The following is an 18,902-nucleotide window of genomic DNA, read 5'->3' on the forward strand; positions in this document are numbered from 1 at the left end:
CAAGGGGTTAAGACACCGCCTTTTCACGGCGGTAACACGGGTTCGAATCCCGTACGGACTATACTTGAGTAACTTAGGTTACTCTTTTTATTTTGTTTCTTTTTCTTATATGTTATAATATAGTATAATATTATTTTTGAGGTGAATATATGTCTAAAGTTTTTGTGTTTGGTCACCAAAATCCTGATTCTGATGCTATTGGTTCTTCTTATGGTTACGCTTATTTGAAACGCCAACTTGGTGTTGATGCTGAGGCTGTTGCTTTGGGTACTCCAAATGAAGAGACTGCTTTTGTACTTGACTATTTTTCTGTAGATGCTCCTCGTGTTGTTGAGTCAGCACAGTCAGAGGGTGTAAATCAAGTTATTCTTACTGACCATAATGAGTTTCAACAATCTATTTCAGATATTAAGGAAGTAGAAGTTATTGAAGTAGTGGATCACCACCGTGTGGCTAACTTTGAGACAGCTAATCCATTAATGATGCGTTTAGAACCTGTAGGTTCAGCTTCTTCGATTGTTTATCGCATGTTTAAAGAAAATAATGTTGAAGTTCCTAAAGATGTCGCTGGTTTGCTCTTGTCAGGTTTGATTTCTGATACTCTTCTTCTTAAATCTCCAACTACCCATGCTTCAGACCCTGGAGTAGCAGCTGAACTTGCAGAAATTGCTGGTGTTAATTTGGAAGAATATGGACTTGCTATGCTTAAAGCTGGTACTAATCTTTCTTCTAAATCTGCTGAAGAACTTATTGATATTGATGCAAAAACTTTTGAATTGAATGGTAATCAAGTTCGTGTTGCACAGGTTAATACAGTTGATATTGCCGATGTTCTTTCTCGTCAAGAGGAAATCGAAGAAGCTATTACTGACTCAATTAAAAGCAATGGATACTCTGACTTTGTGTTAATGATTACTGATATTCTTAATTCAAATTCAGAAATTCTTACACTTGGTTCAAATACTGATAAAGTTGAAAATGCTTTTGATTTTGTTTTGGAAAATAATCATGCTTTCCTTGAAGGTGCCGTTTCTCGTAAGAAACAAGTAGTACCACAGTTGACTGAAAGCTTTAATGCATAAAATTAGGCCGTCAGGCCTTTTTTTAGTGGTCTGAATAATGGTATAATACTTCTTATGATAATACAATTTAACCCAAACAAACTATGTAAGCAAACTCTTTTTATGGAAATAGTGAATTATCTATATCTTAATCAGCCTGTGACGCTGAGAGCAATAAAAAGGCAGTTTCCTTTTCAAAAGAATATCGATAAATTAATTGAGGAGTTTGTAAAAGCAGGCTATATTGAACGTTTCGAGAAACGTTATCGTTTATTAATTAGTCTTGTGTCAGATTCTTCTAAAATTGATTTAGATCAGCATTTTTTTATTAATGATGATTCTACTTGTTATTTAGAACTATTAAATCGTAGATTTGTTACTGAGATAAGTAATTCTACTAATGAAGTTGTCATTATTGAACAAACGAGTATCACGAGAGATGATCTTACAATTTCAAACTATTTCTATAAATTAAGAGAAAATCTACCATTATCGGAAGAGCAGAATAGATTATATGATATATTAGGGGATGTTAATCCTGAATATTTTTTAAAAAATGTTACGACTTTTCTTTTAAAATACGTTAGGAAGGAATATGCACTTCAAAAAAGGAGGAATATTTTTGTTGATGCTTTAGAATTATTAGGATATCTTGTTCAAGTAGAAGATGGGAGTTATATTCTAAATATGGATTTAGACTCAGAAGCATTAGTATTTTGTGCAAAAAAAGACTAGTTTTATTACTAGTCTTTTTTATGACAACTTTAACGATTCTTTAGTTCAAGATAACGTTTGTACCAGATGTTAACATAAGATTGTGAAAATGGCCCTTTACCATTGTTAATCCAATCTACTAAGATTTTAACATGTTCCTTTAAGATATAGTCAATATCAGGAGAGTAATGCATTTCTTTTTTATGTGTTTCATACTCATCTACATCTAGCAATTTTTTTTCACCATCAGCGAAGACTTTGACATCTAGGTCATAGTCAATATATTTTAGCGCTTCTTGGTCCAAAACATAGGGACTGGCTAAATTGCAGTAGTAGGAAATGCCGTTATCCCTAATCATGGCTATAATATTAAACCAGTATTTTTTGTGGAAATAAACAATAGCAGGTTCACGTGTTACCCATCGTCTTCCGTCTGCTTCAGTAACGAGGGTGTGGTCGTTAACGCCAATAACAGCATTCTCAGTTGTCTTTAGTACCATAGTATCGCGCCAAGTACGGTGCAAACTACCATCATGCTTATAACTTTGAATTGTGATAAAGTCGCCTTCTTTTGGTAATTTCATGGCGTTCTCTTTCTACAATAAGGGTTATCCCCACTATTGTATCATAATTTTGTGAAAAGAGGGGAAATTCCTATAAATATTCTCTTAGAGCGGATGCTATGGCATCAAAGTCATAACCTTTTCTGGCTAAAGATTGTGTCAAGCGCTGCTTAAGTTCATAACCGTCGTATTTTTTACTAAATTTTTGATATTGTTTTTCTATTTCTTTATAAAGGAGAGTTTGTTCATTTTCTTCATCGGCTTCTAGTTCTAGTTGGTCAATAGCTTGCTTACTTTCTTGGAATGCAAAGCCTTTATTAATGAGGTTCTGAGTCAATTTATCCTTTAGAGATTTGGTTGGTAATTTTCCTTGATATTTTCTTAATAATTTTGAAGCTACTTTAATTGCTACTTCCGAGAAATCAAACTGGGTTAATACCTCGTCAATGACTTGTTTCTCACAGCCTTTTTGTAGCCATTTTTGCTTCAAGACATAGGCACCTTTATCTCCGGAATTTAAATTCTGTTGAGCTAGGCTTTCTAGAAGTTTATAATCATCAATCCAATGGTCTTTCTTTAGATTATCAATGATTTGGGGAATTATATGTGGATTTATTTCATGCTTAAAAAGATAATCTCTTACTTCTTTTTCCGTACGTTGTTTAAAGGAAATAAAATAGAGGGCCAGATTTTTACCATGTGAGAACTGCGCAAAGTTTTTAATATCTTCTAGCTGATTTTTACTTAGTGTCTTTTCTTTTGTTAACATGTACTTGACGACGGTGTCTTCTGTAACATAGAGACTCTCTTTTTGGTCTATCTCGACGAGATAGAGTTTTTTTTTCTTTTCGATTTTTGTGATTTTCATAGTTATTATTATATCAAAATGTTAGAATGGTAGTATGAATTTACAAGTGAAACAACGTATCCCTCTTAAGATTAAACGCATGGGGATCAATGGTGAGGGCATTGGTTTTTATAAAAAAACACTGGTTTTTGTTCCTGGAGCTTTGAAGGGGGAAGAGGTATTTTGTCAGATTGTTTCGGTTAAGAGAAACTTTGTTCTGGCAAAACTATTAAAGATTAATAAAGCTTCCAAGTTTCGTGTTGAACCTGAATGTGGTGTCTATGAAGAGTGTGGTGGTTGCCAGTTGATGCATCTTCGTTATGATAAACAATTAGAGTTTAAAACGGATCTGTTAGGACAAGCCTTGAAAAAGTTCAAACCGGCTAATTTTGAGTCTTATGAGATTCGTCCAACAATTGGGATGGAGCAACCACAACATTATCGTGCTAAACTACAATTTCAAACACGTTCTTTTGGTGGCTCAGTTAAAGCAGGCTTATTTGCGGAAGGAAGTCATCGACTAATCAATATTGATGATTGCCTGGTTCAAGATGAGTTAACGCAAGCGATGATGAATAAGGTTACAAGTTTGCTAGATAAATACAAGTTACCGATTTATAATGAGCGCAAAATTTCTGGGATTCGCACAGTTATGATACGACGTGCTTTAGGGTCTAATCAGGTCCAGCTAATTTTTGTAACATCTAAGTCTGTTTCTTTGACTAAGTTGGTGAAGGAGTTAACTTTACGTTATCCTGAAATTGTAACAGTTGCTATCAATTATAACTATTCGAAATCCAGTGAGATTTATGGCCAAGAGACGGAAATTATCTGGGGTCAAGATACAATCCAAGAAGAGGTGCTGGACTATAACTTCGCACTTTCTCCTCGTGCCTTTTACCAGTTGAACCCTAAGCAAACTGAAGTGCTCTATAGTCAGGCCGTTGAAGCTTTGGAAGTGGATAAGGATGAACACCTTATTGATGCTTATTGTGGGGTTGGTACTATTGGACTTGCTTTTGTAAATAAGGTAAAGAGTATTCGCGGTATGGATATCATTCCTGAGGCTATTGAGGATGCTAGGAAGAATGCCAAATCACTTGGCCTGGGAAATACTCACTATGAGGTGGGGAAAGCAGAAGATATCATTCCACGTTGGTACAAGGAAGGTTATCGAGCAGATGCTCTTATTGTGGATCCACCGAGAACGGGTTTGGATGATAAGTTACTCAAAACTATACTGGAATATACTCCTAAAAAAATGGTATATGTTTCATGTAATGTGTCTACTTTAGCTAGAGATCTGGTTTCTTTAGCTAAGGTTTATGATGTGAACTATATTCAGTCGGTAGATATGTTTCCTCATACTGCTCGGACAGAAGCAGTTGTGAAGCTAACTAAGAAAATGTGACAAAACCTAACATAAAAAACAAGAAATTTTCAAAATTGTTGGAAAATTTCTTTATTTTTCTAAAAAATAGGAGTATAATAGGCTTATCGATTTTTTTAAGGAGGAGCGTATGAAGAAGAGCTTCATTCATCAACAAAAGGAAATTTCTTTTGTTAAAAATACTTTCACACGGTATTTAATTGATAAACTTGACGTCGTTGAAGTGCAAGGGCCTATTTTGAGTAAGGTCGGGGATGGTATGCAGGATAATTTAAGTGGTATTGAAAATCCTGTAACTGTTAATGTACTTCAGATTCCTGACGCGACATACGAAGTTGTTCACTCATTAGCAAAATGGAAACGCCACACTTTGGCTCGTTTTGGTTTTAATGAAGGTGAAGGGCTTGTGGTTAATATGAAGGCTCTTCGTCCAGATGAAGACTCATTGGATGCAACGCACTCTGTTTATGTTGACCAATGGGATTGGGAAAAGGTTATTCCTGATGGACATCGTAATATTGCGTATTTGAAGGAAACCGTCGAGACAATCTACAAAGTCATTCGTTTGACTGAGCTTGCTGTTGAGGCACGTTACGATATTGAAGCCATCTTACCTAAGAAAATTACCTTCATCCATTCAGAAGAGCTTGTTGAGAAGTACCCTGATTTGACACCAAAAGAGCGTGAAGATGCTATTACTAAAGAATATGGTGCTGTATTCTTGATTGGTATTGGTGGTGTACTTCCTGACGGGAAACCGCATGATGGTCGTGCACCTGACTATGATGACTGGACAACTGAGTCTGAGAACGGTTATCATGGTTTGAATGGAGATATTTTGGTTTGGAATGAGCAATTAGGACATGCTTTTGAGTTATCATCAATGGGGATTCGTGTTGATGAAGATGCACTTAAACGTCAGGTTGAAATTACTGGCGACCAAGATCGTTTGAAATTGGATTGGCACCAAGCCTTGTTACATGGCTTATTCCCACTAACAATTGGTGGTGGTATTGGTCAATCACGCATGGCTATGTTCTTGCTACGTAAGAAACATATCGGTGAGGTTCAAACTTCAGTTTGGCCAGATGCCGTTCGTGAAACTTACGAAAATATCTTGTAAAAAGAGTACTAACGAAAGTTAGTGCTTTTTAATTTGGAATAAATTGTGCATTATTGATTAGAAAATGTGTTATTGGACTAGGTATCGTGAGAGTTGAATATATTTTCATTATAAAGAAAAACCTATCCCTTGTAGGAGATAGGTTATAAAATTAGTTGTTGCTACGGAAAAATGCGTCATAGAGCGCTCTAACGGCCTCTTTCTCTTGTTCAGTTTCAATTACAAACATGACAGAAACTTCACTTGATCCCTGAGAAATCATTTCAAGGTTAATGTGTTTTTCAGAGAGTGCTTTGGCCGCTGTCGCTGTAACACCGATGTGGTCTCTCATATTTTCACCAACAATCACGAGGATAGAAAGGCCATGTTCAATTTCAACTTCATCAACACCAAGTTCACGCGTCAAGTAAGAGAGAATTTCTTGTTCTTTGATTGGGGTAAGTTCACGTTCTCGAATGATGATTGAAAGGTCATCAATTCCAGAAGGCATGTGTTCCCAACGGATGTTTAAATCTTCCAAGATTTGTAGCACCTTACGTCCGAAACCTACCTCGCGGTTCATGAGGTATTTACTCATATTGATGCTGACAAACTTGTCATCGCTAGCAATACCAACAACTGGAACGGTTGCTCCCTGGTGTTCAAGAATAATACGTGTGCCTGGGTGGTCCGGATTATTGGTGTTCTTGATAACTAATGGAATCTTACCACGATATGCTGGGAGGAGAGCTTCATCATGAAGAACCGAGAATCCAGCATATGCCAACTCACGCATTTCTTTGTAAGTCAACTCTGGAATAGAGTGCGGTTCATGTACTACACCTGGGTGGGCTGCGAAAATACCATCTACATCTGTAAAGTTTTCATATAGGTCGGCTTTAACACCTGCAGCTACGATAGAGCCTGTGATATCAGAGCCTCCTCGTGAGAATGTACAAATTTGATTATCAGAGGTGACCCCAAAGAATCCAGGAATAATCAGAACCTCATCTGATTCACGAAGTTCTTCTAACTTATCATATGAACCTGGAAGAATACGGGCGTTGCCTGGCTCACTTGAGACCAAGATACCAGCTTCGCGAGGATGAACGTAGCGTGCTTCAATATCGTTGTTGCGGAAATATTCAGCAATTAATTTTGCATTATTGTCCTCTCCAGCAGCTAGGAAGGTATCATAGAGGAAATTGTTATCTTCGATAGGAAGCGTAGCGAGGTCAGTAATAGCTTTAGAAATGTTTACTATCTCTTTTGATTTGAAACCTAGTTCATCAACCATAGCTTGGTAGCGGTTAATAATCCATTCTTGGTCAGCTTTAACATCAGCACCCTTTATATAGTGTTTGTAGTATTTAATTAGGGCGTCTGTAACTTTGGTATCCTCATCGTTACGTTTACCAGGGGCAGAGACAACGACAAAGCGGCGTTCAGGGTCAGATTTTACAATGTTTAAGACTTTTTCTAATTGTGTTGCTGAAGCGAGTGAGCTTCCGCCAAATTTGATGACTTTCATAGTTACTCCAAAAAATTATAAATTACTCTACAATTATAGCAAAATTCTGACAATTTGTCACATTGTTTTTAAAAACGACTAAGATTTAGTCTGATTATGATACAATAAAGGAAGAAAAGGAGGATATCCCGTGGTAGAGGCAATTATTTTTGATATGGATGGTGTCCTTTTTGACACTGAAAAATATTATTATGATCGACGGGCAAGTTTTTTAGGCCAAAAAGGTATTTCAATAGATCATTTACCCCCGTCTTTCTTTATAGGTGGAAATACTAAGCAGGTTTGGGAAAATATTCTCAGAGATGATTATGATAAGTGGGATGTGTCAACTTTACAAGAAGAGTACAATACTTATAAACAAAATAATCCCTTACCCTATAAAGAATTAATTTTTCCTGATGTTTTAAAGGTTTTAAATGAAGTGAAATCTCAAGGGTTGAAAATAGGCTTAGCCTCTAGCTCAGTGAAAGCAGATATCTTTAGAGCTTTGGAGGAAAATCGTTTGCAAGGTTTCTTTGATGTTGTTCTCTCAGGAGAGGAATTCAAAGATAGTAAACCCAATCCAGAGATTTATTTGACAGCGTTAAAGCAATTAAACGTGCAAGCAAATCGTGCTCTTATCATTGAAGATAGTGAAAAAGGAATTGCTGCTGGAGTAGCTGCAGGTGTAGAGGTCTGGGCGATTAAAGATAATCGGTTTGGTATGGATCAAAGTGCTGCAAAAGGTTTATTGGATAGTCTTACAGATGTTTTAGACTTAATAAATTAGAAAACAACACCGAGCTTTTCTTCTCGGTGTTTTGATGTGTGAAATTAAAAAAATCTAAGTTTATGTTGACCTTTAGGTGGACTATGGTATACTAGGAAATAACTAATAGATAATTTGATTATCAAATTATCTATTAGTCAAATGAAATTATGATAAGAAATCAAATAAGATGCGGTTTTGATATAGTAACTAGTTGTCGGAAGGAGTGCTAAAATGGCTTACGAAACGATTCTTTATAGTGTTGAGGAGGGAGTGGCAACATTAACTCTCAATCGCCCTGAAGTGCAAAATGGATTTAACATTCCAGTTTGTGATGAGATTATGGCTGCAATCGAGGAAGCAGGGCAAGATGCATCTGTGAAGTTCTTGGTTATCAATGCTAATGGGAAAGTCTTTTCTGTCGGTGGAGACCTTGATCAAATGAAAAAAGCTGTTGCTGTAGATGATGTACAATCTTTGGTTCGTATTGCTGAGCAAGTGAATGAAATTTCTTTTGCTCTTAAAAAATTGCCTAAGCCAGTCATCATGGTTGTTGATGGCCCCTGTGCAGGTGCTGCTGCTAACTTAGCAGTTGCAGCAGATTTTACAATTGCATCTGAAAAAGCTAAATTTATTCAAGCTTTCGTAGGTGTTGGTTTGGCCCCTGATGCTGGTGGTCTTTACCTTTTGACTCGTTCAATTGGTATTAATCGTGCTACTCAAATTACCATGACAGGAGAGCCTGTGTCAGCTGAGAAAGCTTTAGATTGGGGAATTGCTTACAAGGTAGTCGATTCAGAAAAGCTTGAGAAAACAGTGAGTCAGTTAATTAAGAAATTAAATCGTTCTTCAGTTAATTCATTCAAAGCAATTAAAGAAATGGTTTGGGAATCTGAATTTGCAGGTTGGGAAAATTATGCTAAGCTGGAGCTTGATTTGCAGAAATCTCTTGCATTTACAGAGGACTTTAAAGAAGGTGTACGTGCTTATAGTGAGCGTCGCCGTCCTAAATTCCAAGGGAAATAAACTTGTTTTCAGAAATTAAAACTAAAGCTTTCAAATTGGACTTGCTAAATTAGTTTGAGTCTGATATAATTTGAAAATCAAATCTTATTGAAAGGAGTCTGGTGTGAATTACGATAAAATTAATGGCTATCTTGTTGATATTTTTAATAACGTCGTTATTATCGAAGAAGCAAGTTTGAAAAATTCAAAGTTTAATGATGTTTCCCTCAAGGAAATGCATACCATTGATGTGATTGGTACACACTCAGATACGACCCCAAGTGCAGTTGCTAGAGAGCTTATGTTAACTCTTGGTACTGTAACAACTTCTCTCAATAAACTTGAAAAGAAAGGATATATTATTCGTACGCGATCATCTGTTGATCGTCGTGTGGTCCATCTATCACTTTCTAAAAAAGGTCGTCTGGTATATCGTCTTCACCGTGGTTTCCATAAATCAATGGTGATGCGGATTACAGAAGGCTTTAACGACGAGGAATTAAAGGTTATGAGCAAGGGCTTGGAAAATCTCCATGCCTTTCTTGAGGAGTTAAAATAATGGCATTTGCAAAAATTAGTCAGGTTGCCCATTATGCACCTGCTCAGGTCGTGACCAATGATGACCTATCTAAAATCATGGATACCAGTGATGAGTGGATTCGCTCACGTACAGGGATTCAAGAACGTCGCATTTCATTAAATGAGAATACCAGTGATTTAGCTACCAATGTTGCTTATCAGCTGTTGGAAAAGTCGGGATTATCTCCCGAAGAGCTAGACTTTGTTTTAGTTGCAACGATTTCTCCTGATAACTCAATGCCGTCAGTGGCAGCACGTGTTCAAGGAATAATTGGAGCAGTCAATGCCTTTGCCTTTGATATTACTGCGGCATGTAGTGGTTTTGTCTTTGCTTTAGCAACCGCAGAAAAATTGATAAAGTCAGGTGCTTACAAAAAAGGTTTAGTCATTGGTGCTGAAGTTCTTTCAAAAACTTTAGACTGGTCTGATCGTACAACAGCAGTTCTTTTTGGAGATGGTGCTGGCGGTGTTTTATTAGAAGAATCTGAAGAAGAACATTTTTTTGGTGAATCTTTAAATACCGACGGTAGCAAGGGCGGTCTTGAGTCAGGAGCCTCTGCAGTTATTTCGCCTTATTCTGATGGTACTGAGCAACCTAATCCCTATATGCAAATGGATGGTAAAGCAATTTTTGATTTTGCTGTGAAGACTGTTTCGAAGAGTATTAAAGCATTGGTTGAAGAAAAAGGTGATCCTGATTACTTCCTTCTTCATCAAGCCAATATTCGTATTTTGGATATTATGGCTAAGAAAATTGATGTCAGTCGTGATAAATTTCTGGCTAACATGATGTCTTATGGTAATACCAGTGCGGCAAGTATTCCAATCTTGCTTTCTGAAAATGTGTCGAATGGGACTCTTCAATTAGGCAGTGATCAAACAATTCTTCTCTCAGGTTTTGGCGGGGGTTTGACATGGGGCAGTCTAATTGTTAAAATCTAGTTATATAAATTATGCACCAGCATAGATTATAAGAAATATATTTATCTTAAAGGAGAAAATAAAATGGCAGTATTTGAAAAAGTACAAGAAATCATTGTTGAAGAACTTGGGAAAGATGCAGAAGAAGTAAAAGTAGAAACTACTTTTGACGAACTTGATGCTGATTCACTTGATGTATTCCAAGTTATTTCAGAAATCGAAGATGAATTCGATATTCAAATCGAAACTGAAGAAGGTCTTAACACTGTTGGTGACCTTGTTGCTTACGTAGAAGAGAAAACTAAATAAGCAGGTCATAGAGAATATTCTTATTAGGGATATTCTCCTTTGTTTATACAATTACTTTGATTATTAAACTATTTATTTGATTAGAAAATCGAAAAAAGGTGAAAAATGAAATCTCGTATTACAGAACTGTTAGGAATTAAATATCCAATCTTCCAAGGTGGTATGGCCTGGGTTGCTGATGGTGACTTGGCTGGAGCCGTTTCAAATGCTGGTGGACTCGGAATTATTGGTGGCGGTAATGCCCCTAAAGAAGTGGTAAAAGCTAATATTGACAGAGTAAAACAAATCACTGACAAGCCATTCGGTGTTAATATTATGCTTTTGTCGCCATTTGTTGACGATATTGTTGACCTTGTTATTGAAGAAGGTGTAAAAGTTGTTACAACTGGTGCAGGAAACCCAGGTAAATATATGGAACGTTTTCACGAAGCTGGAATTACAGTAATCCCAGTTGTTCCATCGGTTGCACTCGCTAAACGTATGGAAAAATTGGGAGCGGATGCTGTTGTCGCAGAAGGTATGGAAGCTGGTGGCCATATCGGTAAATTGACAACTATGGCTCTTGTTCGACAAGTTGCAGATGCGGTATCTATCCCGGTTGTTGGGGCTGGTGGTGTTGCTGATGGACGTGGTATGGCTGCTGTTCTCATGCTTGGAGCAGAAGCTGTGCAGGTTGGTACGCGTTTCGCTGTTGCCAAGGAATCTAACGCTCACCAAAACTTCAAGGATAAGATTTTGAAGGCTAAAGATATCGATACTGTGATTTCTGCTTCTGTTGTAGGACACCCTGTTCGTGCCATTAAGAATAAGTTGGCTACAGAGTACAATCAGGCTGAAAAAGATTTCTTAGCTGGCAAGAAAACTCAAGAGGAAATTGAAGAGCTTGGTGCAGGTGCACTTCGTAATGCCGTTGTTGATGGAGATGTGGAATATGGTTCAGTTATGGCTGGACAAATTGCAGGTCTTGTTCGTAAAGAAGAAACGTGTGCAGAAATCTTGGAAGATTTGTACACAGGTGCTGCAAAGGTAATTAAAGAAGAGGCTGCTCGTTGGGCAGATGTAAACGTCTAAAAACGTCGAAAGGATTAGGATAGTGACAAAACGTGCGTTCTTATTTGCTGGTCAAGGGGCTCAGAAATTGGGCATGGCGAGCGATTTGTATGCGACTTATCCCGTTGTCAAAGAGACATTTGATACGGCTAGTCGTATTCTAGGTTATGATTTGCGTGAATTGATTGATTCTAACGAAGAAAAACTTAATCAGACACGCTATACTCAACCAGCTATTTTGACAACGTCAGTAGCCATTTATCGTCTCTTGGAAGAAAATGGAATCACTCCTGATATTGTTGCTGGCCTGTCTTTGGGTGAATATTCTGCCCTAGTTGCGGCTGGAGCACTCTCATTTGAGGATGCAGTAGCTTTGGTTGCTAAACGTGGAGAATTCATGGAAACAGCGGCTCCTGCTGGAAGTGGGGAAATGGTTGCTGTCATGAATACAGATCAAAGTCTGATTGAAGAGATTTGTCAGAAAGCATCTGAAAAGGGTGTAGTAACGCCTGCTAACTATAATACTCCAGCACAAATTGTTATTGGTGGTGAAGTTGAGGCTGTTGATTATGCTGTGGAATTGCTTAAAGAAGCTGGTGCAAAACGCTTGATTCCTCTTAATGTATCAGGTCCATTCCATACAGCTTTACTTGAATCAGCTAGTCAAAAATTGGCAGAAGAACTGGAGAAAGTGTCATTTAATGACTTTGCTCTCCCTTTGGTAGGTAATACTGAGGCTCAAATTATGAAGTCAGAAGACATCAAAGCTCTTTTGGCTCGTCAGGTGATGGAACCTGTACGTTTTTATGATTCGATTGCCACTATCCAAGAATTTGGTGTAGATGAAGTAATTGAGATTGGTCCAGGAAAAGTTTTGTCAGGTTTCTTGAAGAAAATTGATAAAACCCTACCAACTCATAATGTTGAAGATCAAGCTAGTCTTGATGCCCTTCTTAATGCTTAAAACGAGGTAAACATGGAACTTAAGAATAAAAATGTTTTTGTAACAGGTTCAACACGTGGAATTGGATTAGCTGTGGCACACAAATTTGCTAGTCTTGGTGCCAATGTTGTTCTAAATGGACGTTCTGAAATCTCTGAGGACTTGCTTGCACAGTTTGCAGATTATGGTGTAACTGTTGTAGGTATCTCAGGTGATATTTCTAACGGTGAAGATGCTAAACGTATGGTAGCTGAAGCTATTGAAAATCTTGGTAGTGTTGATGTGCTAGTTAATAATGCTGGTATCACTAACGATAAGTTGATGTTGAAGATGAGTGAAGAAGATTTTGAACGTGTCTTGAAAATCAACTTGACTGGTGCTTTCAATATGACACAGGCTGTCTTAAAACCAATGTCTAAGGCTCGTCAAGGTGCCATCATCAATATGTCATCTGTTGTAGGTATCATGGGGAATATTGGTCAAGCTAACTATGCAGCTTCAAAAGCTGGTTTGATTGGTTTCACTAAATCAGTAGCTCGTGAAGTTGCGGCCCGTGGTGTCCGTGTCAATGCTATCGCTCCTGGTTTCATTGAATCAGATATGACTGACGCTATTCCAGAGAAAATGAAAGATGCTATGATTGCTCAAGTACCAATGAAACGTATTGGTCAAGCAGAAGAAGTAGCTGAAGTTGCAGCATTCTTGGCTAGTCAAGAATATCTCACAGGTCAAACAATCGCTATTGATGGTGGTATGACCATGCAATAATTGATTTTCAATATCAAAAAATCATTTACTAGAATATCCATCCGACAAAAGGAGAATATATATGTCTACAAATCGTGTTGTTGTTACAGGTTACGGTGTAACCTCGCCAATCGGTAATACACCAGAAGAATTTTGGAACAGTCTTCATGACGGTAAGATTGGTATTAAGCCAATCACTAAGTTTGATGCTTCTGAAATCCCGGTCTTTAACGCTGGTGAAATCCAAGACTTCCCATTCGACAAGTATTTTGTGAAAAAAGATACTAACCGTATGGACACTTATTCACTTTATGCGATTTATGCTGCTATGGAAGCTCTTGAAAATTCAGGACTTAACATGGAAGAAGTAAATCGTGATCGCGTTGGTGTTATCGTGTCATCTGGTATCGGTGGTTTGCAAGAACTTGAAGATCAAATTATCCGCATGCATGAACGTGGTATGAGACGTATCAAGCCAATGTTTATTCCTAAAGCTCTCTCAAACATGGGTGCAGGGAACATTGCTCTTAAGATTGGTGCTCAAGGGGTATGTAAATCAGTGACAACTGCCTGTGCCTCTGCCAATGATGCTATCGGTGAAGCCTTCCGTGAAATTAAATTCGGTTTGCACGATGTTGTCTTGGCTGGTGGTGCTGAAGCTTCAATCACTAAGATTGGTATCGGTGGTTTCAATGCCCTTACAGCCCTTTCAACAACAGAAGATCCAGAACGTTCTTCAATTCCATTTGATAAAGACCGTAATGGTTTTGTTATGGGTGAAGGTGCTGGGGTTCTTGTTATTGAAAGCTTGGAACATGCGCAAAAACGTGGTGCCAACATCTTGGTTGAGATTGTTGGTTACGGATCAAACTGTGATGCCTACCATATGACAACGCCAACTCCAGACGGTTCAGGAGCTGCTAAAGCAATTAAATTGGCTATCAATGAAGCTGGTATCAAACCTGAAGATGTTGACTATGTCAATGCTCACGGTACTTCAACACCTGCCAACGAAAAAGGAGAAAGTGGTGCTATTGTGTCTGTACTTGGTAAAGATGTTCCAGTTTCATCTACTAAATCATTTACAGGACACTTGCTTGGTGCTGCTGGTGCCGTTGAAGCGATTGCAACAATCGAAGCTATTCGTCATAGCTATGTACCGAAAACTGCTGGTACCAAAGAATTGTCTGACTACATCGAAGCGAATGTTGTCTACGGTCAAGGTCAAGAAGCTGATATCAAGTATGCCATCTCAAATACTTTTGGTTTCGGTGGACACAATGCTGTTCTTGCCTTCAAACGTTGGGAGGACTAATCTATGAATATTTCTGAAATTAAAGATTTGTTGGCTCAATTTGATGCATCAACTTTACGTGAATTTTCATACAAAAATAACGGTGAAGAATTGAACTTGAGCAAAAATCAAACAAGTTCAGTAACAGCTGCTCCAGTAGCTCCTACAGTTGAAGTAGTTGCGCCAGCTCCTCAAGCTCCAGTTGCTCCAGTAGCAGCACCTGCCGCTGTTGAAACTCCAGCAACACCAGTTGAAGAAGCTTCTGCTCCTGCTCAAGCTGCTGAAGGTGAAGTGGTTGAAAGTCCACTTGTTGGTGTGGCTTACTTGTCTCCATCACCTGAAAAACCAGCCTTTGTTTCTGTTGGTGATACTGTTAAGAAAGGTCAAACGCTTCTTATTGTTGAAGCTATGAAGGTCATGAATGAAGTGCCAGCACCTAAAGATGGTGTTATCACTGAAATCTTGGTAACAAACGAAGAAGTTGTTGACTACGGAAAGGGATTGGTACGCATCAAATGACAATTGATATTAATGCTATTCGTGAGGCTTTGCCACACCGTTACCCAATGCTTTTGGTTGACCGTGTTTTAGAAGTTTCAGAAGATGAAATCACAGCTATTAAAAATGTAACTATCAATGAACCTTTCTTCAATGGACATTTTCCTCAATACCCAGTTATGCCAGGTGTTCTCATCATGGAAGCACTTGCGCAAACTGCTGGTGTTCTTGAATTGTCAAAACCTGAAAATAAAGGTAAGTTAGTCTTTTACGCAGGTATGGATAAGGTTAAATTTAAAAAACAGGTTGTCCCAGGGGACCAACTTGTTATGACAGCTAAGTTTGTAAAACGTCGTGGAACAATTGCTGTTGTTGAAGCGAAAGCGGAAGTCGATGGTAAACTTGCTGCATCAGGTACTTTGACTTTTGCTATTGGAAGCTGATGTTTTGTGAAAATCCTTCTGGCGACAGTCGGAAAGGATTTTTCTTTAGACATTGGTCTATCACATAGAAAGGAAATCAACACAGACTCTTATAAAGATGTCTGATGTTATCTTGTTTTATGTTTAAAAAATTATTGATTGCCAATCGTGGTGAAATTGCAGTTCGTATTATCCGTGCAGCGCGTGAATTGGGAATCCAAACAGTTGCTATCTATTCTGAAGCGGATAGGGATTCTCTCCATACTATGCTTGCTGATGAAGCTATCTGTATTGGTCCAGCAAGATCAACTGATTCTTATTTGAATATGAATCGTGTCCTATCAGCTGCTATTGTGACTGAGGCTCAAGCTATTCACCCAGGGTTTGGTTTCTTGAGTGAAAACTCTAAATTTTCCACTCTCTGTGAAGAAATGAACATCAAGTTTATTGGTCCCTCAGGCAAAGTCATGGACAAGATGGGTGACAAAATCAATGCTCGTGCTGAAATGATTAGGGCCAATGTCCCTGTAATCCCTGGTTCAGATGGTGAAGTCTTTACGGCTGAAGAGGCTTTAGAAGTTGCCAAACGCCTTGGTTACCCAGTGATGCTTAAGGCTTCTGCAGGTGGTGGCGGTAAAGGAATTCGTAAGGTCAACACTGAAGAAGAATTGGCTCCGGCCTTCGAATCTGCGTCACAGGAAGCTAAAGCAGCCTTTGGTAATGGGGCAATGTATATCGAGAAAGTTATTTACCCAGCTCGTCATATTGAGGTTCAAATTTTGGGAGATAGCTATGGTAACATTGTTCACCTAGGTGAACGTGATTGCTCTCTTCAACGTAATAACCAAAAGGTTTTGGAAGAATCACCTTCAGTTGCTATTGGTAAGACACTTCGTCACGAAATTGGTTCAGCGGCTGTCCGTGCCGCTAAGGCTGTTAATTATGAAAATGCGGGTACTATCGAGTTTCTTCTTGATGAAAAATCAGGTCAGTTTTACTTTATGGAAATGAATACCCGTGTTCAAGTTGAGCACCCAGTTACTGAATTTGTAAGTGGTGTGGATATTGTTAAAGAACAAATCCGTATTGCTGCAGGTGAAAAATTATCTGTGACTCAAGACGACATTGAAATTAAGGGACATGCCATTGAGTGTCGTATCAATGCGGAAAATCCTAAGTTCAACTTTGCTCCTAGCCCAGGGAAAATTAGCAATCTCTACCTGCCTAGTGGTGGTGTTGGCCTTCGTGTGGACAGTGCTGTCTATCCAGGCTATACCATTCCACCTTACTATGATTCAATGATTGCAAAAATCATTGTTCATGGAGAAAATCGATTTGAGGCACTCATGAAGATGCAACGTGCTCTTTACGAACTTGAAATCGATGGAGTTGTGACAAATGCTGACTTCCAGTTGGATTTGATTTCAGATCGTAGCGTTATCGCTGGAGATTATGACACATCATTCTTGATGGAAACTTTCCTACCAGAATATCAGAATCGTGAGGAATAAAGTTTATGGGATTATTTGATCGAAAAGAAAAGTATATCCGTATCAATCCTAACCGTTCTGTACGTAATGGGGTTGATCAGCAGGTGCCAGAAGTACCAGATGAGCTTTTTGCCAAATGTCCTGGCTGTAAGCAAGCTATTTATCAAAAGGACTTGGGACAAGCTAAAATCTGTCCAAACTGTTCTTATACCTTTCGTATTTCAGCAAAAGAACGTCTTGATTTAACGGTTGATGAGGGAACTTTCCAAGAACTGTTTACAGGTATTAAAACTGAAAACCCATTAAATTTCCCAGGTTATATGGAGAAGCTAGCAGCTACCAAGGAAAAAACTGGTCTTGATGAAGCTGTTGTGACTGGTGTTGCAACTATCAAGGGGCAAAAAACAGCCTTGGCCATTATGGATTCTAACTTTATCATGGCTTCAATGGGAACTGTTGTTGGTGAAAAAATCACAAAACTCTTTGAGTATGCGATTTCTGAAAAACTTCCAGTTGTTATTTTTACAGCTTCTGGTGGTGCCCGTATGCAAGAGGGAATCATGAGTTTGATGCAAATGGCTAAGGTATCAGCAGCAGTAAAACGTCATTCGAACGCTGGCTTGTTGTACTTGACTGTCTTGACAGATCCAACCACTGGTGGGGTTACAGCAAGTTTTGCCATGGAAGGCGATATCATCTTGGCTGAGCCACAAACTTTGATTGGCTTTGCAGGTCGTCGTGTCATTGAAAATACAGTTCGAGAAACTTTGCCAGATGATTTTCAAAAGGCCGAGTTCCTTCAGGAACATGGTTTTGTTGATGCCATTGTCAAACGTACAGAGTTGGCTGATACTATTGCCACACTCTTATCATTCCATGGAGGTGTTCAATGAGCGACGTAGCACGTATTTTAAAAGAAGCGCGTGACCAAGGCCGTTTAACGGCTTTGGACTTTGCCCACGGAATCTTTGATGATTTCATCGAACTTCATGGTGACCGTAATTTCCGTGATGATGGTGCCGTTATCGGTGGTATTGGTCGCTTAAATGGCCAAGCCGTTACAGTAGTGGGTATCCAAAAAGGTAAAAACCTCCAAGATAATCTCAATCGAAACTTTGGTCAACCTCATCCAGAGGGCTACCGTAAGGCTCTTCGCCTCATGAAACAGGCTGAAAAGTTTGGTCGTCCAGTTGTTACCTTTATCAATACTGCAGGTGCTTATCCTGGTGTCGGAGCAGAGGAACGTGGACAGGGTGAGGCTATTGCTCGTAACCTTATGGAAATGAGTGACCTTAAGGTGCCAATTATTGCCATTATCATTGGTGAAGGTGGTTCTGGCGGTGCTCTTGCTTTGGCAGTAGCTGATAAGGTTTGGATGCTTGAAAATACCGTCTATTCTATCTTGAGTCCTGAAGGGTTTGCAACCATTCTCTGGAAAGATGGTTCGCGTTCAGAAGAGGCAGCAGAGTTGATGAAGATTACATCAGGCGAGCTGCTTAACATGGGAATCGTTGATAAGGTGATCCCAGAACGTGGTTACTTTACTAGTGAAATTATTGAAGCGATTAAGACAGCTATCATAGATGAATTGGCAGAATTAAGCCAATTATCAACAGAAGACTTGCTTGACGCGCGTTATCAACGTTTTAGAAAATATTAAAAAACATTGGGTTATTACTCCCAATGTT

The 18,902-nt window shown here is 38.6% G+C and carries 21 protein-coding genes; 18 read left to right on the forward strand and 3 right to left on the reverse strand.

Translation table 11 applies throughout. The features are described 5' to 3' along the window. The first annotated feature begins 149 nt into the window (after positions 1–149). Both ADF62_RS06365 and ADF62_RS06370 read left to right on the forward strand, forming a co-directional pair. Positions 150–1,082 carry a manganese-dependent inorganic pyrophosphatase gene (locus tag ADF62_RS06365; RefSeq protein ID WP_003097884.1) on the forward strand — a complete coding sequence of 311 codons (933 nt, stop codon included), beginning with the start codon at positions 150–152 and terminating at the stop codon, positions 1,080–1,082. Between the two features lie 54 nt (positions 1,083–1,136). Beyond that, the gene (locus ADF62_RS06370) at positions 1,137–1,796 is read left to right on the forward strand and encodes a DUF1803 domain-containing protein (protein ID WP_048788384.1); all 660 of its coding nucleotides are present in this window, start codon (positions 1,137–1,139) and stop codon (positions 1,794–1,796) included. Between the two features lie 29 nt (positions 1,797–1,825). Here ADF62_RS06370 and ADF62_RS06375 read toward each other — a convergent pair whose 3' ends face one another. Continuing rightward, entirely contained in the window at positions 1,826–2,359 is a 534-nt protein-coding gene (locus ADF62_RS06375; protein ID WP_003095447.1) for a nucleoside tri-diphosphate phosphatase, read from the reverse strand. A 70-nt stretch (positions 2,360–2,429) separates the two neighbouring features. Continuing rightward, the gene (gene recX, locus ADF62_RS06380) at positions 2,430–3,206 is read right to left on the reverse strand and encodes a recombination regulator RecX (protein WP_048788385.1); all 777 of its coding nucleotides are present in this window, start codon (positions 3,204–3,206) and stop codon (positions 2,430–2,432) included. Positions 3,207–3,240: 34 nt separating this feature from the next. On the opposite strand from recX, the gene rlmD reads away from it, so the two are divergent. Next, positions 3,241–4,596: a 23S rRNA (uracil(1939)-C(5))-methyltransferase RlmD gene (rlmD, locus tag ADF62_RS06385; protein WP_003095334.1), complete on the forward strand. Its 1,356-nt coding sequence runs from the start codon at positions 3,241–3,243 to the stop codon at positions 4,594–4,596. Positions 4,597–4,705: 109 nt separating this feature from the next. After that, entirely contained in the window at positions 4,706–5,698 is a 993-nt protein-coding gene (gene asnA / locus ADF62_RS06390) for an aspartate--ammonia ligase (RefSeq protein WP_048788386.1), read from the forward strand. 151 nt (positions 5,699–5,849) lie between these two features. On the opposite strand, the gene ADF62_RS06395 is transcribed toward asnA, so the two are convergent. Continuing rightward, the gene (locus ADF62_RS06395) at positions 5,850–7,208 is read right to left on the reverse strand and encodes an aspartate kinase (protein ID WP_003097874.1); all 1,359 of its coding nucleotides are present in this window, start codon (positions 7,206–7,208) and stop codon (positions 5,850–5,852) included. A gap of 130 nt (positions 7,209–7,338) precedes the next feature. Between ADF62_RS06395 and ADF62_RS06400 the strand changes: the two genes are divergently transcribed. From ADF62_RS06400 to ADF62_RS06465, 14 genes are all read left to right on the forward strand, one after another. Further along, entirely contained in the window at positions 7,339–7,977 is a 639-nt protein-coding gene (locus ADF62_RS06400; RefSeq protein WP_003097873.1) for an HAD family hydrolase, read from the forward strand. Between the two features lie 213 nt (positions 7,978–8,190). Beyond that, the gene (locus tag ADF62_RS06405; RefSeq protein WP_003097871.1) at positions 8,191–8,982 is read left to right on the forward strand and encodes an enoyl-CoA hydratase; all 792 of its coding nucleotides are present in this window, start codon (positions 8,191–8,193) and stop codon (positions 8,980–8,982) included. A gap of 103 nt (positions 8,983–9,085) precedes the next feature. Next, the gene (locus ADF62_RS06410; protein WP_003097868.1) at positions 9,086–9,520 is read left to right on the forward strand and encodes a MarR family winged helix-turn-helix transcriptional regulator; all 435 of its coding nucleotides are present in this window, start codon (positions 9,086–9,088) and stop codon (positions 9,518–9,520) included. Then, entirely contained in the window at positions 9,520–10,482 is a 963-nt protein-coding gene (locus tag ADF62_RS06415; protein ID WP_048788387.1) for a beta-ketoacyl-ACP synthase III, read from the forward strand. Before ADF62_RS06410 ends, ADF62_RS06415 begins: the two co-directional genes overlap by 1 nt. A gap of 63 nt (positions 10,483–10,545) precedes the next feature. Then, positions 10,546–10,770: an acyl carrier protein gene (locus tag ADF62_RS06420; protein ID WP_002885495.1), complete on the forward strand. Its 225-nt coding sequence runs from the start codon at positions 10,546–10,548 to the stop codon at positions 10,768–10,770. A 105-nt stretch (positions 10,771–10,875) separates the two neighbouring features. Continuing rightward, positions 10,876–11,841, forward strand: coding sequence for an enoyl-[acyl-carrier-protein] reductase FabK (fabK, locus tag ADF62_RS06425; protein WP_048788388.1), 966 nt, complete (start codon positions 10,876–10,878; stop codon positions 11,839–11,841). A gap of 22 nt (positions 11,842–11,863) precedes the next feature. Then, complete coding sequence (gene fabD / locus ADF62_RS06430; RefSeq protein WP_048788389.1) at positions 11,864–12,784, forward strand: ACP S-malonyltransferase; 921 nt, start codon at positions 11,864–11,866, stop codon at positions 12,782–12,784. Between the two features lie 12 nt (positions 12,785–12,796). Further along, complete coding sequence (gene fabG / locus ADF62_RS06435; protein WP_003097860.1) at positions 12,797–13,531, forward strand: 3-oxoacyl-[acyl-carrier-protein] reductase; 735 nt, start codon at positions 12,797–12,799, stop codon at positions 13,529–13,531. 61 nt (positions 13,532–13,592) lie between these two features. Then, positions 13,593–14,825 carry a beta-ketoacyl-ACP synthase II gene (fabF, locus tag ADF62_RS06440; RefSeq protein ID WP_003097858.1) on the forward strand — a complete coding sequence of 411 codons (1,233 nt, stop codon included), beginning with the start codon at positions 13,593–13,595 and terminating at the stop codon, positions 14,823–14,825. A gap of 3 nt (positions 14,826–14,828) precedes the next feature. After that, complete coding sequence (gene accB / locus ADF62_RS06445; RefSeq protein ID WP_003097857.1) at positions 14,829–15,323, forward strand: acetyl-CoA carboxylase biotin carboxyl carrier protein; 495 nt, start codon at positions 14,829–14,831, stop codon at positions 15,321–15,323. Next, entirely contained in the window at positions 15,320–15,745 is a 426-nt protein-coding gene (gene fabZ / locus ADF62_RS06450) for a 3-hydroxyacyl-ACP dehydratase FabZ (protein WP_002885470.1), read from the forward strand. The genes accB and fabZ overlap by 4 nt, the downstream gene beginning before the upstream one ends. A gap of 119 nt (positions 15,746–15,864) precedes the next feature. After that, positions 15,865–17,235 carry an acetyl-CoA carboxylase biotin carboxylase subunit gene (locus ADF62_RS06455; RefSeq protein WP_003095475.1) on the forward strand — a complete coding sequence of 457 codons (1,371 nt, stop codon included), beginning with the start codon at positions 15,865–15,867 and terminating at the stop codon, positions 17,233–17,235. A gap of 5 nt (positions 17,236–17,240) precedes the next feature. Then, positions 17,241–18,107 (forward strand): acetyl-CoA carboxylase, carboxyltransferase subunit beta, encoded by an 867-nt coding sequence (accD, locus tag ADF62_RS06460; protein WP_003097855.1) that lies wholly within the window; start codon positions 17,241–17,243, stop codon positions 18,105–18,107. After that, entirely contained in the window at positions 18,104–18,874 is a 771-nt protein-coding gene (locus ADF62_RS06465) for an acetyl-CoA carboxylase carboxyl transferase subunit alpha (RefSeq protein ID WP_003097852.1), read from the forward strand. Before accD ends, ADF62_RS06465 begins: the two co-directional genes overlap by 4 nt. The last annotated feature ends 28 nt before the right edge of the window (positions 18,875–18,902 follow it).

The sequence above is a fragment of the Streptococcus sp. 1004_SSPC genome (assembly GCF_001069025.1).
GTDB lineage: Bacteria > Bacillota > Bacilli > Lactobacillales > Streptococcaceae > Streptococcus > Streptococcus vestibularis.